This window comes from Ensifer soli, assembly GCF_041928815.1.
Classification (GTDB): Bacteria; Pseudomonadota; Alphaproteobacteria; order Rhizobiales; family Rhizobiaceae; genus JBHFEI01.
Genome location: NZ_JBHFEI010000032.1, coordinates 1 through 15275 on the forward strand (window position 1 = coordinate 1; position 15275 = coordinate 15275).

Annotated in this window: 15 protein-coding genes; 7 read left to right on the forward strand and 8 right to left on the reverse strand. The window is 61.2% G+C overall.

What is annotated here, in order from left to right:
- Window positions 1-228 precede the first annotated feature (228 nt).
- A complete protein-coding gene (locus ACEVQ6_RS22895) occupies window positions 229-876 on the forward strand; it encodes a L,D-transpeptidase (RefSeq protein ID WP_374891365.1) in 648 nt (215 codons plus the stop codon).
- A 21-nt stretch (window positions 877-897) separates the two neighbouring features.
- On the opposite strand, the gene ACEVQ6_RS22900 is transcribed toward ACEVQ6_RS22895, so the two are convergent.
- The 8 genes from ACEVQ6_RS22900 to gspD all read right to left on the reverse strand — a co-directional run bounded on the left by ACEVQ6_RS22900 (window position 898) and on the right by gspD (window position 7852).
- On the reverse strand, window positions 898-1731 hold the full coding sequence (locus ACEVQ6_RS22900; RefSeq protein WP_374891366.1) for a type II secretion system minor pseudopilin: 834 nt from the start codon (window positions 1729-1731) through the stop codon (window positions 898-900).
- Window positions 1732-1775: 44 nt separating this feature from the next.
- Window positions 1776-2477 (reverse strand): hypothetical protein, encoded by a 702-nt coding sequence (locus tag ACEVQ6_RS22905; RefSeq protein WP_374891367.1) that lies wholly within the window; start codon window positions 2475-2477, stop codon window positions 1776-1778.
- Between the two features lie 65 nt (window positions 2478-2542).
- Window positions 2543-2932 carry a prepilin-type N-terminal cleavage/methylation domain-containing protein gene (locus ACEVQ6_RS22910; RefSeq protein ID WP_374891368.1) on the reverse strand — a complete coding sequence of 130 codons (390 nt, stop codon included), beginning with the start codon at window positions 2930-2932 and terminating at the stop codon, window positions 2543-2545.
- A 40-nt stretch (window positions 2933-2972) separates the two neighbouring features.
- Window positions 2973-3518 carry a Tfp pilus assembly protein FimT/FimU gene (locus ACEVQ6_RS22915; protein ID WP_374891369.1) on the reverse strand — a complete coding sequence of 182 codons (546 nt, stop codon included), beginning with the start codon at window positions 3516-3518 and terminating at the stop codon, window positions 2973-2975.
- Complete coding sequence (gspG, locus tag ACEVQ6_RS22920) at window positions 3418-3855, reverse strand: type II secretion system major pseudopilin GspG (protein ID WP_374891370.1); 438 nt, start codon at window positions 3853-3855, stop codon at window positions 3418-3420. The genes ACEVQ6_RS22915 and gspG overlap by 101 nt, the downstream gene beginning before the upstream one ends.
- 14 nt (window positions 3856-3869) lie before the next feature.
- A complete protein-coding gene (locus ACEVQ6_RS22925) occupies window positions 3870-5081 on the reverse strand; it encodes a type II secretion system F family protein (protein WP_374891371.1) in 1212 nt (403 codons plus the stop codon).
- Between the two features lie 69 nt (window positions 5082-5150).
- Complete coding sequence (locus ACEVQ6_RS22930) at window positions 5151-5702, reverse strand: prepilin peptidase (protein WP_374891372.1); 552 nt, start codon at window positions 5700-5702, stop codon at window positions 5151-5153.
- Window positions 5699-7852, reverse strand: coding sequence for a type II secretion system secretin GspD (gene gspD / locus ACEVQ6_RS22935; protein ID WP_374891373.1), 2154 nt, complete (start codon window positions 7850-7852; stop codon window positions 5699-5701). Before gspD ends, ACEVQ6_RS22930 begins: the two co-directional genes overlap by 4 nt.
- A 613-nt stretch (window positions 7853-8465) precedes the next feature.
- Here gspD and ACEVQ6_RS22940 point away from each other — a divergent pair.
- The 6 genes from ACEVQ6_RS22940 (at window position 8466) to ACEVQ6_RS22965 (ending at window position 15135) form a co-directional block, all read left to right on the forward strand.
- Complete coding sequence (locus ACEVQ6_RS22940; protein ID WP_374891374.1) at window positions 8466-9368, forward strand: ferritin-like domain-containing protein; 903 nt, start codon at window positions 8466-8468, stop codon at window positions 9366-9368.
- A gap of 106 nt (window positions 9369-9474) precedes the next feature.
- Complete coding sequence (locus ACEVQ6_RS22945) at window positions 9475-11217, forward strand: GspE/PulE family protein (RefSeq protein ID WP_374891375.1); 1743 nt, start codon at window positions 9475-9477, stop codon at window positions 11215-11217.
- Between the two features lie 58 nt (window positions 11218-11275).
- Window positions 11276-12367: a PilN domain-containing protein gene (locus tag ACEVQ6_RS22950; protein WP_374891376.1), complete on the forward strand. Its 1092-nt coding sequence runs from the start codon at window positions 11276-11278 to the stop codon at window positions 12365-12367.
- Window positions 12364-12918: a type II secretion system protein GspM gene (gene gspM, locus ACEVQ6_RS22955; protein ID WP_374891377.1), complete on the forward strand. Its 555-nt coding sequence runs from the start codon at window positions 12364-12366 to the stop codon at window positions 12916-12918. Before ACEVQ6_RS22950 ends, gspM begins: the two co-directional genes overlap by 4 nt.
- Window positions 12915-13358: a hypothetical protein gene (locus tag ACEVQ6_RS22960; RefSeq protein ID WP_374891378.1), complete on the forward strand. Its 444-nt coding sequence runs from the start codon at window positions 12915-12917 to the stop codon at window positions 13356-13358. Before gspM ends, ACEVQ6_RS22960 begins: the two co-directional genes overlap by 4 nt.
- A 1288-nt stretch (window positions 13359-14646) precedes the next feature.
- Window positions 14647-15135: a hypothetical protein gene (locus ACEVQ6_RS22965; protein ID WP_374891379.1), complete on the forward strand. Its 489-nt coding sequence runs from the start codon at window positions 14647-14649 to the stop codon at window positions 15133-15135.
- The last annotated feature ends 140 nt before the right edge of the window (window positions 15136-15275 follow it).

The following is a 15275-nucleotide window of genomic DNA, read 5'->3' on the forward strand; positions in this document are numbered from 1 at the left end:
CTTCTGGGGCATTCCAACGTCCTCTCTCAGGCTCAATAGCCTACTTCACGGAGGACCACTTTTCAGGGGGAAGACCACGACGAGCGGATCATCGCTGATGATTTTTTGTTGCCGTCCATGACACTGCATCGCATTCTCCCGGATGAGAGTTTCGATGTATTCGGGCTGTGACGAAGCGTTCTCCCAGTCAAGGCAAGTTCATGGTGGCGGATGTCCGTATCGCGCAGAATGATCCTCAAGAGCATCACCAGTCTGGCCGCGATGCCGCTTGCGGGCTGCCAGTCGCTTCCTCGCCAGGACGCTGACCGGGCTGCGGCGCGCTATCTCGATCATCCCTCGACGATGTATGCGGCGAGAGACGATGGCGGCTATCGCATACCAGGGTTTCCCTATGGCGAGGTCGATCCGCGCTACTACCGGCAGCGTGTCGCTGATCCGACCGGTCGGGCGGCGGGGACGATTGTCGTCGATACGGCCCGTCGCTTTCTGTATCTGGTGGAGCCGAACGGACAGGCGATCCGCTATGGCGTCAGCATCGGGCGCGAGGGGTTCGCCTGGAAGGGCGAGGGCGTCATCGCGCAGCGACGCGCCTGGCCGCGATGGACCCCGCCGGGGGAGATGCTGGTGCGCAAGCCGGGACTGGCCCGCTATGCGACGGAAGCCGGCAGCATGGCGCCGGGGCTGAGCAACCCGCTCGGCGCGCGCGCGCTCTACATCTTCGCCGATGGCAGAGACACGCTCTATCGCATCCACGGAACGCCGGAATGGCAGACGGTCGGTCGCGCCGCTTCGTCAGGCTGCGTGCGGCTATTCCAGCAGGACATCATCGATCTCTACGCACGGGCACCGGATGGAGCGCGGGTCGTCGTTCTGTAGATGTGTGGCGTCACGCCTCGCCTATGGTGATGTCTCCACCCAATCCAGAATCTGGAACGGCTGGGCCGGTGTGGCGCCAGCCGCGATGACGGCGGTGCTGCGCCGGTTGGTTCGCGCAGTGCCTCCGGCAAATTCCATGCCGATCCTGTAACTGCGGTTCGGCGACGTATCGATCAGGGCCGACTGGACGAGCAGCCGATCTGCGATCAGCTCGGTGGTCGCGGCACCCGGTCTGCTTCGGGCAGACACCACCTCGTCGACCGTCTCCCCCGCTATTCCAGGGATGGCGGCGATCAGCTCCCTCGGCGCGGCATAGGCGGAAAGCCGGCCGGCCGGGTTGAACACCGTCAGATAGCCGCTGAGGGCGGCAAGATCGCCGGGACGCATGCCCATCAGCCATCGCAGGTCGTCGATCGATCGGAAGTCGGCATTGCGCGGCGTGTGGGAAAGTCCGGCGGCGGCGTAGTCTGCCGCCTCGGCGCCTTCTTTCTCGGCGTCATCATCGGCATCGCGCCAGTCGATGACGCGAGCGGCGAACGTATCCGGCGTCATCGCCGTCAGGCCGGCCGCGCGATAGGCGGCGGCGAGCAGGATCTTGCCGGAGCCGTTCAGATCGACCTTTCCCGCTTCCGGCGATACCCGCAGCGTCACCACGCCCTGATCAAGCCGTATCTGCTGGCCATCCACCCCGGACGCGGGGTTGCCGAGAACGACCAGCTGGTAGGCCGCGAGATTGAGGGCGGACTGGATCGCCGCATCCTGCGCCAGTTCCGAACTCGCCAGCATCGCGGTATCGACGGCATTGCGCCCAATGAGCAACAGCGCGGCGACAAGGCCGCCTACCAGCGCCAGCACACCGAGGACCGAGACAAGGACGAAGCCGCCATCCGCTCTGCGGGTCATGGTTGCTGTCCGTATCGAAGCCAGCCGAGCGCGTCGTCCGGGTCGATCGGCCCCTGATCGACAGGCTCGGTCCCAGGGTCGTCCGCCACGCGCGGCGCCAGACCGCAATGCCCCCGCTCCGGCGCCGCGCATCCCGGCTCGGCATCGATCCGGAATGGAATGCGCACGGTGCCCAGCGTCGCCCCGGTCGCGTCGCGCACTGTGGCGCGCACGGCGACCGGCATCGCGTCCGGCGATGTCCATGTGTCCGTCAGCGCCTCCCGGCCGTCCTCAAGGCGGGAAAAATAGGCGAAGCGGATGGTACGTCCTTGCTGGAACACGATGCCTTGGCCTTCAGCGGTAATGTCGGTCGGCCCGCGTGCATCGGGCGGCAGGCCGCTCGCGGTCTCGATCGTCATGTTTCCCTTGCCCGCGAGGCTGACGAGCTGGATCGTCGATGCGCCGTCCGGCTGCCGCAATGTGCGGGCGAATGTCAGGGCGGTTTGACTGCCGGTGAAGACGAAGCCACCGCCCGCCCAGCGGATCGGCGCGGCCGCGCCGATGTCGCGAGCCAGTGCATCGACGATGCGGCTGGATTGTTCGACCGTCTCGCTCAGACGGGCGCTGCGGTACGATGCCCGCATCACGAGTGCGACGACGGATGCCAGGGCAACGAGCAGAAAGGCGCTGATCGTCATCGTCGCCAGTGCCTCCACCATCAGGAAGCCGCCGCTGGACACTCTTCGCGGTCTGGGGGACGTCGAGGCTGGGCGTCTGAAAACCTTCATCCGCCTGTTCTCGCAAGACGGATCGTTTCGAGCCTGAGCGGGCGGGAGCGCTGCGATCTGCCGGTGACGGTGACGATCATGCGCACCGGCATCCAGGCGGCAGGTTCGCCTGTTGCTGTCGTCGTTGGCAGATCGACCGGGGTGAAGCTCAGCGACCAGTCGTAGCCATCCATGTCGCCGTTCATCGGCGCGGGAACGCCTGTGCCGGGCCCGAGCGGCGCAGACATCAGGTTGCGGGCCACGAGCTCGGCTCGGGTCCTGTCGGCGGCGCGGGCGCCACTGCCGAGCGTCACGCCTATGGCGTTCTGCACCGCCACGGTGACGACGGCGAGCAGGACGAAGGCGACCAGCACCTCGATGAGCGTAAAACCATCCCGCCCCGCCATCGGCCGGCGCCGCTGCGTCGATGCGATGCAATGGTCTTGATTATCGGGACGCATCGCGCGGGTCAGCGATAGAGACGGCAGCGGTCGCCGCATTGATGCCGATGTCGACTGATCTTTCCTTGGACATGATCGAGAGCATGGCATCGCTGGCGCGTCCGTCGGGATAGAAGGCGATTTCCGCAAGCCCTCCCTGTCGCAGCCGCATGGCCAGCGACGGCGGCAGCCTGACCACGGCGCCCAGACGCTCGGAGCGGATGACACCCGCTGATACGTCGACGGCGATATATCCCACCCTGTTGCGACGGATCGCGGCATTCCGCTCGGCGCGCAGCAGCGTCACGATCTCAAAAGTTTTCGCTTTCAGCTCGGATGTCCCGGATAGCGACCGGTTGAAGGGAAGGCCGAGCGAGGCCAGCAAGCCGAGAATAACGAGGGCGAGCACGGTTTCGAGCATCGAAAAACCATCGTTTTCGCGCCGGCGGCGGCTAGTCGTTGGCGATATCGGCATTGGAGCCTGTCCCGCCGGCGACACCGTCCCCCCCAAGCGAGAGGATGCGGTAGGGCGTCTTTTCTCCCGGCACGGCATACTGGTAGGGATTGCCCCAGGGATCGGCGGGCACAGCCGATTGTTGCAGATAGGGACCATTCCAGCCGTCGGCCGACGTCGGCTTTGCCACGAGCGCGTTCAGGCCCTCGCTTGCAGACGGGTAACGTCCGGTATCGAGAAAGAAGAGATCGAGCGACGATTTGAACGAACTGATCTGCAACGCCGCCGCACGTGTCCGAGAACTCGTGAGATAGTTGAGCACGCGCGGGCCGACGAGGCCCATCACCAGCCCGAGGATGACGAGTACGACGAGCAGCTCGACAAGGGTGAAGCCTCCGGCGCGATCGCGCCGCTGTCTGTGTCTGATTTGGGTCATTGTTCCGAGCATGATTACACCAATAGATCGTTGATACTCATGAGCGCGCTCATGATCGAAAGGATGAGCCAGCCGATCAGCATGCTGACGCCCATCATCAGCACCGGGCCGGCAATGGCCGTCATTCGTCCGAGTGCCACGTCGAGCTTGTTTTCGTAGAAGCCGGCGATGCGGCCGGCACTTTCGCCAAGCCGGCCGGATTCCTCGCCGACACGCAGCATCTGCACGACATGGCCGGGCACGAGCGCGTGGCGCGCCAGCGCCTGGGACAGGCGTTTCCCACCGCGCACATCGGCGATGATGGCATCGATTTTCGGACCAGCGCTCGGCAGGGACAGGATCTGGCGGACGAGCCGAAGGCTCGTGGAAATATCGACGCCGTTTTCCAGAAGGATCTGCAGCGTCCGGCAGAAAGTCAGCGTCAGGTGATAGGTGACGATGCGCGAGGTCAAAGGCAGGGCCGACAGCACCTCGACCCACAGCGCGCGTTTCTGGGCAAAGCGCTTGACGGCGATGAAAGCCACCAGAAGAGCGGCGATCGCGATCAGAACGATATCGACATGGGCGCGGAACTGTTCCGAAAGCCGGAAGACGAACAGCGCCGAGGGCGAGATGCGGTCGCGAAAGCCGGCGATGGCGCCTTCGAATTGCGGAATGATGTAGAGCAACACGAAGGCAAGTACACCAAGGGCGGCAACGGCGAGAAAGGCGGGGTAGGCGAGCGCCGAAACGAGCCGCTTGCGCAGCCGTTCAGTCCTCTGCCGTTCCTCAGCGATGCTGGTCAGCGCCTGTTCGAGGCGCCCCGACACTTCGGCCACTTCGATCATCTTGACATAAATCGGCGGGAACAGGCGCGGATGCCGGGCCAGCACCTTGGAAAAGCTTTTGCCGCTGGAGAGATCGACATGCAACTGCTCGATCAGCCTGACGAGCCAGCGGCGGGTTTCCATCTGGGTCAGGATCAGCAAAGCCTCGTTGAGCGTCACGCCGCCCTTCAGCAACATCGCCAGATCGACGGTGAAGCCGGTGATGTCCTCAGTGCCCGGCTCGATCGTCAGGCGGTCGCGCCAGGACCGCGTCTCGCCGGCGACCGTCTCCGAGACGGAAATCATCGTCGCTTCGATGCGTTCGAGATGCGCCATCACGTCGGCGCGGCCCTCCGCTTCCATCGTCGCGACGACCATCTTCCCACCAGCCGTCAGAGCGCGATATTTAAAGACCGCCACGTTCGTTCCCTCGACAGCGGAATGCATTGACGATGCGAGAACCGGCGCCCCAGATCGGCGCCAGCCTCTTTACGGGGCAAGGACCCAGACGATCCAGCAGGCAGGCGCGAGCAAGGCGCCGAAGGGCAAGCGATCGATCCGGGTACCAGCCGTCCGGCGCATCACGACGATGGCGACGGCAAGGCCCGCAATGCTTGCGCCGAGCAGTGCATGGGAAAAGCCGAGTGTCCCGACGAGACAGGCGCAGGCGGCAGAGAGCTTGACGTCGCCGAAGCCGAGGCCGTCGCTGCCCTTCAGCCGGAAATATCCTTCGCGTACGGCAAGCATGGCACCGCCGCAGAGGATGGCATCGAGCGCCGCAGCCCCCAGGGCTTGCACCCCGCCGCCCCAGGGATCGACGAAACGCAAGATCGCGCCGATGAGGGCGATGGCGACCACGGGCCCGTCGGGAATGGTGTACGTTGCGAGATCCTGTGCGGCGATCCAGCAGGTCAATGCCAGCACAAGGCATGCCGCCATCGTGTCGAGCCCGGCGGCATCCGGCATCGCGACGACGAGGACCGCAACCACACAACCCGCCAGGACGGCCAGACCATCCGGTTTCGGCAATGTCCGCGTCATTTCAGCGTTCCGCCGCCACGGCCTCCGATAACCGACATCTGGGCGCGCAGGCTCTCGGCGACATTGGCGGCATCCTGCGCATCACGGATGATCACCGGGCGGATGAGGATGATCAGTTCCGTGCGCGATTTCGTCTTGGCCGTTGTTCCGAAGAGTTCGCTCAGGATCGGCACCTTGGCCGTCCCGGGCACGCCGCTGCGACCGGCACTCGAGCCGGAGCTGATCAGTCCGCCCAGCAGCACCGTCTGCTGATCGTTGACCGAAATCTGGCTCTGCACCCGCCGCTTCGAAATGGTCGGCGTCAGGGTGTTGGCGCCGCTGGTGACGTTGGAAATCTCCTGCTCGATCTGCATCGTCACGGCATCGTTCTGGCTGATGCGCGGCGTGACGTTGAGGATGATGCCGGTATTCTTGAACTCGACCTGGTTGATCACCGGCGCGACACCGCTTTCAAGGCTCTGCGACTGGCGCGTGGTGATCGGCACCTCGTCGCCGACCTGCAGCGTCGCGGTCTGGTTTTCGAGCACGACAAGGGACGGCGACGACAGCACTTCGACATCGCCGATCACATCGAGGGCGGAGATGATCACGTCCGGATTGGCGTTTGCGCCAATGACGAAATTGAGACCGGGGATCTGCTTCTTCAGCACGCTGCTCGCCTGGTCGACGAGGCTGACGGAACCGTTGTCGTTGCCGAGCCCCAGATGCTTGCTGTTGATGTAATACTGGACGCCGTATTTCAGCTCCTTGGTCAGTCTCACCTCGGCGATCGTCACGTTGATGGCAACCTGCACCGGCGTGGCATCCAGCCGCTTCAAGGTCCGCATGATTTCATCGGCGCGATCGGCGTCACCGTAAATGACGACGGAATTGTTTGACGGATCGGCGCTGATGCGCAGCGGGCTTTCGGGCGCCACTGCCTCCGAGGTCAGATCGAGGACATTCGGCACCGCGCCGACATTCGCATCGCTGGCCGAGGTCGGCGAGAACGCCGCCGCGACGCGCATATCCGCCTGTGTTGAAAGACCGGAAACAGCGCCATCGGCGTCGGAGCCGTCGCCGGTCGGCCCTTCATCCGGAGATGGCATGGGCTGGCGCGCCGCCGCCGACCTCCCGCCGCCAGCACTGAAAAGATTGTTCATCACAACGGCCAGTTCGTCGGCCTTGCGATAACGGGCCTTGTAGACGACGACATTCTGCCCCGTACCGCCGTCCTGCTGGTCGAGCCGGCGGACCCAGGTCTCGGCACGCTTCAGCAAGCCGCGATTGCTGGAAATCGCCATGATGCCGCGTAGCCGGCTGACAACCCGGAACTGGATCGCCCCGGCATCGCCCTTCGCATTGAAGATGCGCTCAAGTTCGGGAACGATCTCGTCAGGCCGCGCCTGCGACAGGCGGAAAATCGACACGGACTGGTGCTGCATGAAATCGGAATCGAAAGACAGAACGGCTTCGACGACTTCCGCGCGCTGCGGACCAGATCCGCGCACGATCAGGCTGTTTTTCGCCCTGTCGACCCGCAGCCCTTCGCCCTGGGTTACGAAACCCGCCAGGAGTTCCGACATGGTCGAGGCGGACACGTAGCTCAACGGTATGATCGATACACCGTAGCCGGCGCGTGTGCGTGTGCCGAAATCGACCGTTCCGCCAGATGGTCCCGATGCGGCAATGCGGTAGCCGCCGCCGGACTTGATCAGGGAGAAGCCGAACGAGGACAACGACGTTTCGAGATGGCCGAGCAGTTGTTCGCGCGTGACCGGCCGGATCGACGAGATGGTCACAGGCCCGGAAAGATCGCCATCGATCGTGTAATTGACATGCAGCGCGTCGTTGAGGATCGCGCGGGCGACATCCTTGATATCGGCTTTATCGAAATTGAGCGTGTACTGCCCGGCAGCGGCGCTGTCGGATGACCCGATTGGCGTCAGGCCCGGTTCAGGCCCATAGGATTGCGTTCCGCCGCGCCGGTTCAGTCTCTGGGAAGAGGTTGCATCCGCATGCTCGCGCGGGTTTTTTGCCTGGAGATCGCTGAACACGCCACCGGCGAAAACCGAATCCGACGACGAATCGCTTTCACCCGTCTGACATCCCGCAGAAATCGCCAAAACGGACAACAAAACAACGCGGGCAATGTCTCGAAACGCCTGCACGTCAGCACTACCCCCTCCGGTTACGAAAGCGAAACCTCTCGAACCCGGCGCCATCACAAACGAAAATGCCCGACCACGCAAGGTGAAACCTCGAACAGCTCAGACGACTTCACAGACGCTTTCGGTTTTTCGACGGAATCGCCGCCGAAAAAACCATGTCCAAGCCACCTTGTTACGGGAGAGGCGGCGGGAAAGTTTCGGCATTCCAGAGAAAAAAGCACCCAATATTGGTGCAAATGAACCGGGAACACAAATTCCGTCGCGTTGTTCACTGCGCGCAGTCCAATTTTCCTCATTCCTCAAAATGCGCGTGAAACTTTTCGAGTCCGGGTCTCGTCTTGGTCGTCTGTCAGGATGAGCGCAATGGGAGTGACGCAAGCCTGTCCGCACGACGGCAAGCAAGTCCGGCAATGATCAAAGGAACAAGATGCTCGTCGAGCGTCTTCGCTATACCTTGCTCAGATTTTCAATATGAAAATAAATATAAAATAGACGTTGACGTATAAATTTAAATATGTAGATCTACATCGTCAGTATTTCTGAATATAAAATCGCACTAATGCACAAAAATTCAAGATAGTCTTGAATTTTACCCATCACGGGAGAGGGTCGCATGTTCAATCTGAAGCAAAACGTGGATGCCGGGTCGCCGAAGCCAGTCAATCTGGAAGCCGGTCGCCGGGCGTTCCTCAGGAGTGCCGGTCTGATGGCCGCCGGTGCCGCCACACTTGGCCTTGCCGGAATGCCCGAAAATGCGCAGGCGCAAGAACTCGATGACGCGACCATTCTCAACTTCGCGCTCAATCTCGAATATCTCGAAGCGGAATTTTACCTGATCGCCGCCTTCGGACGCCGCCTCATCGATGCGGATACGGATGGCAGCGGTCGTCTCGGCGGCGTCATCGGCGGACGGGCCGTCGACTTCAAGACCTCGCTGATCAAGGCCTATGCTGCGGAAATCGCCCGCGACGAGCAGGCGCATGTCCGCTTCCTGCGCAAGGCGCTCGGCAGCGCCAAGGTCGCCCGACCCGGCATCAATCTGAAGTCGAGCTTCACGGCGGCGGCGCGTGCGGCCGGGCTCGTCGATTCCAAGACGGAATTCGACGCCTTCGCCAATGAAGACAATTTTCTGCTGGCCGCCTTCATCTTTGAGGATGTCGGCGTCACCGCCTACAAGGGCGCCGCGCGCTTCATCTCCAACAAGGACTATCTCGAAGCGGCGGCCGGCCTGCTGGCCGTCGAAGCCTACCACGCCGGCGAGATCCGCAGCCTGCTCGCCTCGCGTGGTCTCTTCGACCAGGCGAACGCCATTTCCGACGCACGCGATTCCCTAGATGGCGAAAGCGACCTCGACCAGGGCATTCGCATGGACAAGTCGGTCAACATCGTGCCGACCGACAGCAATGGCCTCGCTTTCAGCCGGTCACCGCAACAGGTCCTCAACATCGTCTATCTCGGCGACAGCGCAAGCGCGGCAAGCTTCTTCCCGCGCAAGCTGAATGGCGGCATCGCCTGATAGCGGCGCCCGCCAAAACCGAGAGCAGCCCACGCGTCGCGCGGGCTGCTTTTTCTTGCCGATTATGGCGCATGGTGTCGAGATCAGGACGGCAGACGCGCTTTCAATGGATTCGCGCTTCAATTTGGCCACCGCTGCTGCTTTACTCCGCTTCCAGGCCAAGAAAGGAATGTTCAACATGCCGTCGCCCGCACCGTCGCCGGCCGTTTCGGAGGGCTTTCCAGCTTTCCTCGCTGCCCGCATCGGTGTTGCCGTTCCAGTCGAAGCGGCCAGCTCCGCACAGGAGCTCTGGCGCAATGGTGTCGCCAGTGCTGCCGATATTGCCGACTGCTTCGCGCAATATTGCGACCTGCCGCGCGCTTCATTCGACGAGGTCGCTGCCCGGCCGGCGCTGCTGACCGACCTGTCCCGTCGCTATCTGCGCGAATGCAACGTGTTTCCCTTCAGCGGCGAGGATGCCGTATGCGTGGCGATTGCCGATCCGACGCGGGACGATGCGATCAAGGCGCTCAAACTGGCGCTTGGCTGCCGGCCCAATCTGGTCGTCGTCTCCTTCGAGGACATCGAGCTGCTGTTCGAGCGGACGGCGCAGCAGGACGAGGGTGTGACCGGCGTCTCCGCCGACGAGACGGTTGACAACGAAGCGCTCGACGACACGTTGCAATCGATGCAGGATCTGGCGCGCGGCGCGCCGATCGTACGCCTGATCGACGAAATTCTCGAGCGCGCCGTCAGCACCGGCGCGACCGACGTCCATCTGGAAACGGAACGCGACCAGTTGCGCGTCCGTTTCCGGGTGGATGGGCAGTTGCGCCGCGATCAGCGCCTGCCGCTCGCCATGGCGCCCGCCGTCATCTCGCGCATCAAGATTCTCGCGGGACTGGACATTGCCGACAGGCGGCTGCCGCAGGACGGTCGCGCTAATCTCCGCATCGGCTCGGCCGAAGCCGATCTTCGTGTCGCGGTGATGCCGACCATGTATGGCGAGACGGCGGTGCTTCGCATCCTGCTGCGCGATTCACGCCTGCTCGACCTTGGCCGCATCGGCATGAACGAGAAGGACCAGGAAAGCCTCGCGGGCCTTCTTGCCGAGCCGCATGGCATCATTGTCGTCACCGGACCGACGGGCAGCGGCAAGACGACGACGCTCGCCACGGCGATCTCGATGCTGAACGATCCGAAGCGCAAGATCGTCACCGTCGAAGACCCGATCGAATACCAGATCGCCGGCATTCACCAGACCCAGATCAAGCCGTCGATCGGCCTGACCTTTGCCAGCGCGCTGCGATCGTTCCTGCGCCATGACCCCGATATCATCATGGTCGGCGAAATGCGCGACCGCGAAACCGCCGGCATCGGTGTGCAGGCGGCGCTGACGGGCCATCTTGTTCTGACGACATTGCATACAAACTCCGCGAGCGACGCCGTGGTCCGGCTGATCGACATGGGTGTCGAGCCTTATCTGCTCGGCTCCAGCCTGCGCGGCATCATCGGCCAGCGGCTTGTTCGCCGGCTTTGCGACCGCTGCAAGATCGCCGACGAGGCTGCGGCTGGGAGCGCACGCCAACTGGCCGAAAGACGCTCCCTGCGCTTTCCACAAGAGAGCGCTTACCATCGGGCCACGGGCTGCGAGACGTGCGGCCACACGGGGTATCGTGGACGCATCGGCGTTTTCGAAGTGTTGCGCGCAGACGAAGAGATCCGCGCGCTGGTCCGCGAAAATCCGGCGCCGACCCTATTGTCCGAGCGTGCCCGGCAGGATGGAATGACCCTGATGCTGGAGGATGGACTGGCCAAGAGCGCCGCGGGTCTGACCACGGTCGAGGAAGTGCTGCGGGCAACGGGTTAGCGACAGGGATGATGCATCGGATTTCAAGAAGGCTCATACCTGCCGTTCGCGACGAGGTATGTCGTTTTCATTCCTGTCAGGTGCACCGATGACAGCGGCGCGAGACACGTTGATCGGTCGCCACGTGATGCCTCTCGTCGATGCCTTTGTCGATGTGATCGAGCCGGTATTCTCGTCCCGGCGAAGTCGCACCCGATTGATCGCGGTCGCCGACGAAGATGATGGCATGTCGTTCTATCAGGTTCACGGTCGCACTGCGACGTTTCTTGGCAATGGGGACGGGCTGCGTGATCGCGGTGAGCGTGTGGTCCGACGATTCCGGAAAGGAGATGTCGAGCTGCGCTTGCCGGCGGACAAGCTGGTGTTTGCCAGCATAAAGGTGCCGCGCGAGGCACTGGCCTATGTGCCGCAAATTGTCGAAAGCCGCCTCGACCGGCTAACGCCGTGGGCGACGGAGAAGCTTCTCTATGGGTTCGACGCCTCGGCGAAGCCCGGTCCGGACGGGCAGGTGGATGTCGCCTTTGCCGCGACATCGCACGATATAGCCGCCCCTGGCCTGGCGCGGATCGCAGCCTTTGGGCTGACGCCGTCGCGCGTCGGACCTGCGGCGGACAGGATCGAGCAACCTTTGCGTATCGATCTGCTGCGCGGTTCGAACGAAACGGCACGAAACCGGCATCGCCGGCGTCTGGCGTTCCTCGCCACGGCCTGCCTGCTGGTCTCTCTTGTTGTCTACGCGGGCAGCCTCATCGCGCAAGTATCGGCGGCCCAGAGGCTGGCCGACCACCAGGCGACACTTGCGCAACTGCGCCAGCAGCTGGTGCAAAGCTCGGGGCGCGTCACCGGTCGCCAGCGCGAGGTGGCCCTGCTTGCCGAAAAGAAACCGGAAAACGCCCTGTTCGTGCTGATCGACCGGCTGGCGACCATCATCCCGCAGGATACCTTTCTCGATGCGCTGGACATCGGTCCTGCACAGATACGGATTGCCGGAAATTCCGCCGACGCGTCCGCGCTGATTCCCCTTCTCGAAGCCGAACCTGGGTTTTCCGAAGCTGTCTTCGCAGCACCCGTGACGCGCCAGGAAGGCGGCCTCGATCGCTTCGACATTTCCGTTCGGCGACGGCTTGTCGCTGCGGAGATTGTGCCATGAACGCCGGGACGGCGACGGCGCGGCGCGCGCTGTCGATTTTGCTCTTTATCGCGCTGCCCGCCACCCTGCTCCTGCTCTCCGTCTCCCAATGCCTGCAATTTTCCGAGGACACGCATGCCGCCCAGGAAAGTGAGAACCAGATCACCGTGCTGACCCGCCGTCTGGCGAGCCATGGAAACGGCCGGACGCCTGATATCACATCGATCTATGTACCCGGGGCGACGAGAACGTCCGCGGTTGCCACCCTGCAGCAGCAGCTTTCCTCCGCTGTTGCATCCGCTTCCGGAAAGGTGATCGAGACTGCCGTCATCGACCTGCCGGTCGCGCCCGACGAACAGGAGGAGCAGATCGGCGTGCGCGCGACATTCGACATCGACAATGACGGATTGCTGGAGCTGCTCTATGCCCTGGAAACGCAGGTGCCACTCATCAGCCTCGACACCTTGTCGGCGCGACGGCTGTCATCCGACCCGGCAACACAGGATGGCCAACTCCTCCGTGTCGACATCACTACGCGCGCCCACTGGAAACAACAAGGCTCACCTCAATGATCAAACCATGTCTTCATAGGGCGGTGCTGATCCTATCGCTGTGCAGTATAACTTATGGCGGTCATGCTGCGGATGGAAATACTGATAGGAGTGTTCTCAACCCTCTTGCCCGGATCGAGCTTCAATCGCTGATGGGATTTCGCGACAGGCCCCTGTTCTCGCCTTCCAGGGCGCGATCACCAGAGCCCTTGCCGTTGGAATTGCAGGAGCCAGCACCCGAGGAAACGGCAGAACTCAATATTCTTCTCCTTGGCATTGTCGCTTCGCCTGAAGGTGCTGTCGCCCATATTCTCGACCTTAGTGACGACAGCCGGACGATTTTGCGCCGTGGTGATACTTTTCAAGGTTGGCATATTGTATCAGTCGATACGGCAGGCGTGACGATGCGGCGAGACGAAAATTTAAAATATCTATCAGTTTTCGCGAATTTAAATGAATGAATGCGGTATATTGTCATTTATTGAATTTATCAAATATTGAGGCTTGCTCACTTTAAACGCAGATAGCGATTAGCAAGAAATCTGAGTGAATCGGTGACCGGAATGCTGTGCCGCAATTCCGCTGTTCTGTGGTCGTCGTCGAAATCAGCGATCATACCGTAGCCTCGCCTTTGCAGGTGGTCATGACATTTGCACTGGATTTCAAATGGGAGCCGCGACCGCTGAGCTCAAATTACTGCGTTTGCATCGATCTGACATAGAATGCAGCTTCTTTATAATGCGCGATCAATGCCTTGTTGAAACAGAACGCTTCAAGTTGAAAGAGGTCACGCCGAGAACTGGGTCTGTTGAAAATTCGCGTGTCGGTAATTCAAATCCGCCTCCGGGCACCAAAAATTCTCTAAAGAATTCAAGTGCTTGATCAGGCTAAAGTGTTCAACGGGCACAAGCCATGTCGCGTTCGTGTTGCGCTGGAATTTTCTGCAATTTCAACGGATGACCGCGACTGACCGCAAATCCATGCGACATGGAATGCAACATGTTGCGAAGCTCCTCGAAGCATGGTTGCTTGTTAAGCCAAGGATCCCGCCAACCTCTATCAACTCAAAAGTTAGCTCCCAGAGAGTACCCTGTGATCGCGTCGGAATCCCGCGCCAAGGGCGATCTCGGCTATTAAACGAGGAGGTGGCGTTACAGGGAAGGACGAGAGCATATAAGAAGGTGAAAAAACATCATCAGGACAACGCGGAGGTCCTGCGTGGAGCGTCATCCTACCCATGCATTACCTTGATGAGGAGATAGACGGAGGGGGGCGGTTAGTGGGCAAAAAGCGACGGCAAGGGTTTAACGATAAGTCGTCGGCAAAGCAGGGGCCGGGTGCGTATCGTCCTGATCAGTTTTCAGACCCTCAGACTTGGGAAGACTGGCTGAGGCTCGCCGGTCAGCATGAACAGACCGCTCGCCTAGTAGCGGAAAGCCGCCTTGCCGCTGCGCAAGCGCATTGGCATGCGGGGATCGGCGTTGAATGTGTACTTAAGGCTCTCATCTTTAAGAGATCGAGGTTCAACAGTTGGCCTTCCAAGCAGGCTAGGCCAGACCTCTACACCCACGACTTGCGCGACCTTTTGCGGGCCGCCGACATCACAATATATCCGTCAGATAACGCTGCCGCTGCTTGGCATGTTGTGCTAAGCTGGCGGAGGGGTCAAGGCTATGACCCGAGACGAATGCCGCGCAAGATCGCTCGGCAAATGGTGGAAGCCGCATTTGGAAGCGGAGGGGTCGTGGAATGGTTAAAATCACTCATCTAGCGCCTCTGCCGCACGGTTATTTAGAAGCGGGAAAAGAGTTTGATGAAGCCCTTTCCGAATTGGGCTTGAGCGCGGCTTTTGTAACTTGGGCGTTTGACCGAGATATAAATTCGCATGTTCTGGTAATAATCACAGACTTTCTTGATTATGCCGGTCCTTATGAAATCTCAAAGCAAATATTCAAAGCGTACAACGCGAGCGCATTACCTAAAAGCATAGATCCCTTCGTTATTAGATTCTTCAGCGATAAAGAATGGATAGGCCGCGCCATGCTTAAGGTCACCTCTCCAGAGCTAAACGAGGAAGGCGGGGCGGTTTCAGAGAACGGTGATTATTGGATCACGCAAGGCTTGGAGTGTCTTTACGAGTGGATTGTAAACAAGAGGGCAAAAAGAAGACGGGGAGCGTTGGAGGTTCAAAAAAGATGGAAAGCCTTCCAGTCTAATGTGATGTTGGTAGCCGCTTGAGCTTTGATCATTCCTTAACCGCCCGCATGCCACACAGACGATGCGGGCGTGATAGTGTAGGAGTGTCCGTCGTCGAATGATTTGAGACTTTTTAGGCTTTGTAAGAACGGATTTTGCGGCTCGCTAGCGGTTTGATTTAA

Coding starts and splice junctions, on each gene's coding strand:
- ACEVQ6_RS22895 (WP_374891365.1), top strand. CDS start 229: ATGATCCTCAAGAGCATCACCAGTCTGGCCGCGATGCCGCTTGCGGGC.
- ACEVQ6_RS22905 (WP_374891367.1), bottom strand. CDS start 2,477: ATGGTGGAGGCACTGGCGACGATGACGATCAGCGCCTTTCTGCTCGTT.
- ACEVQ6_RS22910 (WP_374891368.1), bottom strand. CDS start 2,932: ATGGCGGGGCGGGATGGTTTTACGCTCATCGAGGTGCTGGTCGCCTTC.
- ACEVQ6_RS22915 (WP_374891369.1), bottom strand. CDS start 3,518: ATGCCGTGCCGGGAGAAAAGACGCCCTACCGCATCCTCTCGCTTGGGG.
- gspG (WP_374891370.1), bottom strand. CDS start 3,855: ATGACCCAAATCAGACACAGACAGCGGCGCGATCGCGCCGGAGGCTTC.
- ACEVQ6_RS22930 (WP_374891372.1), bottom strand. CDS start 5,702: ATGACGCGGACATTGCCGAAACCGGATGGTCTGGCCGTCCTGGCGGGT.
- ACEVQ6_RS22940 (WP_374891374.1), top strand. CDS start 8,466: ATGTTCAATCTGAAGCAAAACGTGGATGCCGGGTCGCCGAAGCCAGTC.
- ACEVQ6_RS22945 (WP_374891375.1), top strand. CDS start 9,475: ATGGATTCGCGCTTCAATTTGGCCACCGCTGCTGCTTTACTCCGCTTC.
- ACEVQ6_RS22950 (WP_374891376.1), top strand. CDS start 11,276: ATGTCGTTTTCATTCCTGTCAGGTGCACCGATGACAGCGGCGCGAGAC.
- gspM (WP_374891377.1), top strand. CDS start 12,364: ATGAACGCCGGGACGGCGACGGCGCGGCGCGCGCTGTCGATTTTGCTC.
- ACEVQ6_RS22960 (WP_374891378.1), top strand. CDS start 12,915: ATGATCAAACCATGTCTTCATAGGGCGGTGCTGATCCTATCGCTGTGC.
- ACEVQ6_RS22965 (WP_374891379.1), top strand. CDS start 14,647: ATGGTTAAAATCACTCATCTAGCGCCTCTGCCGCACGGTTATTTAGAA.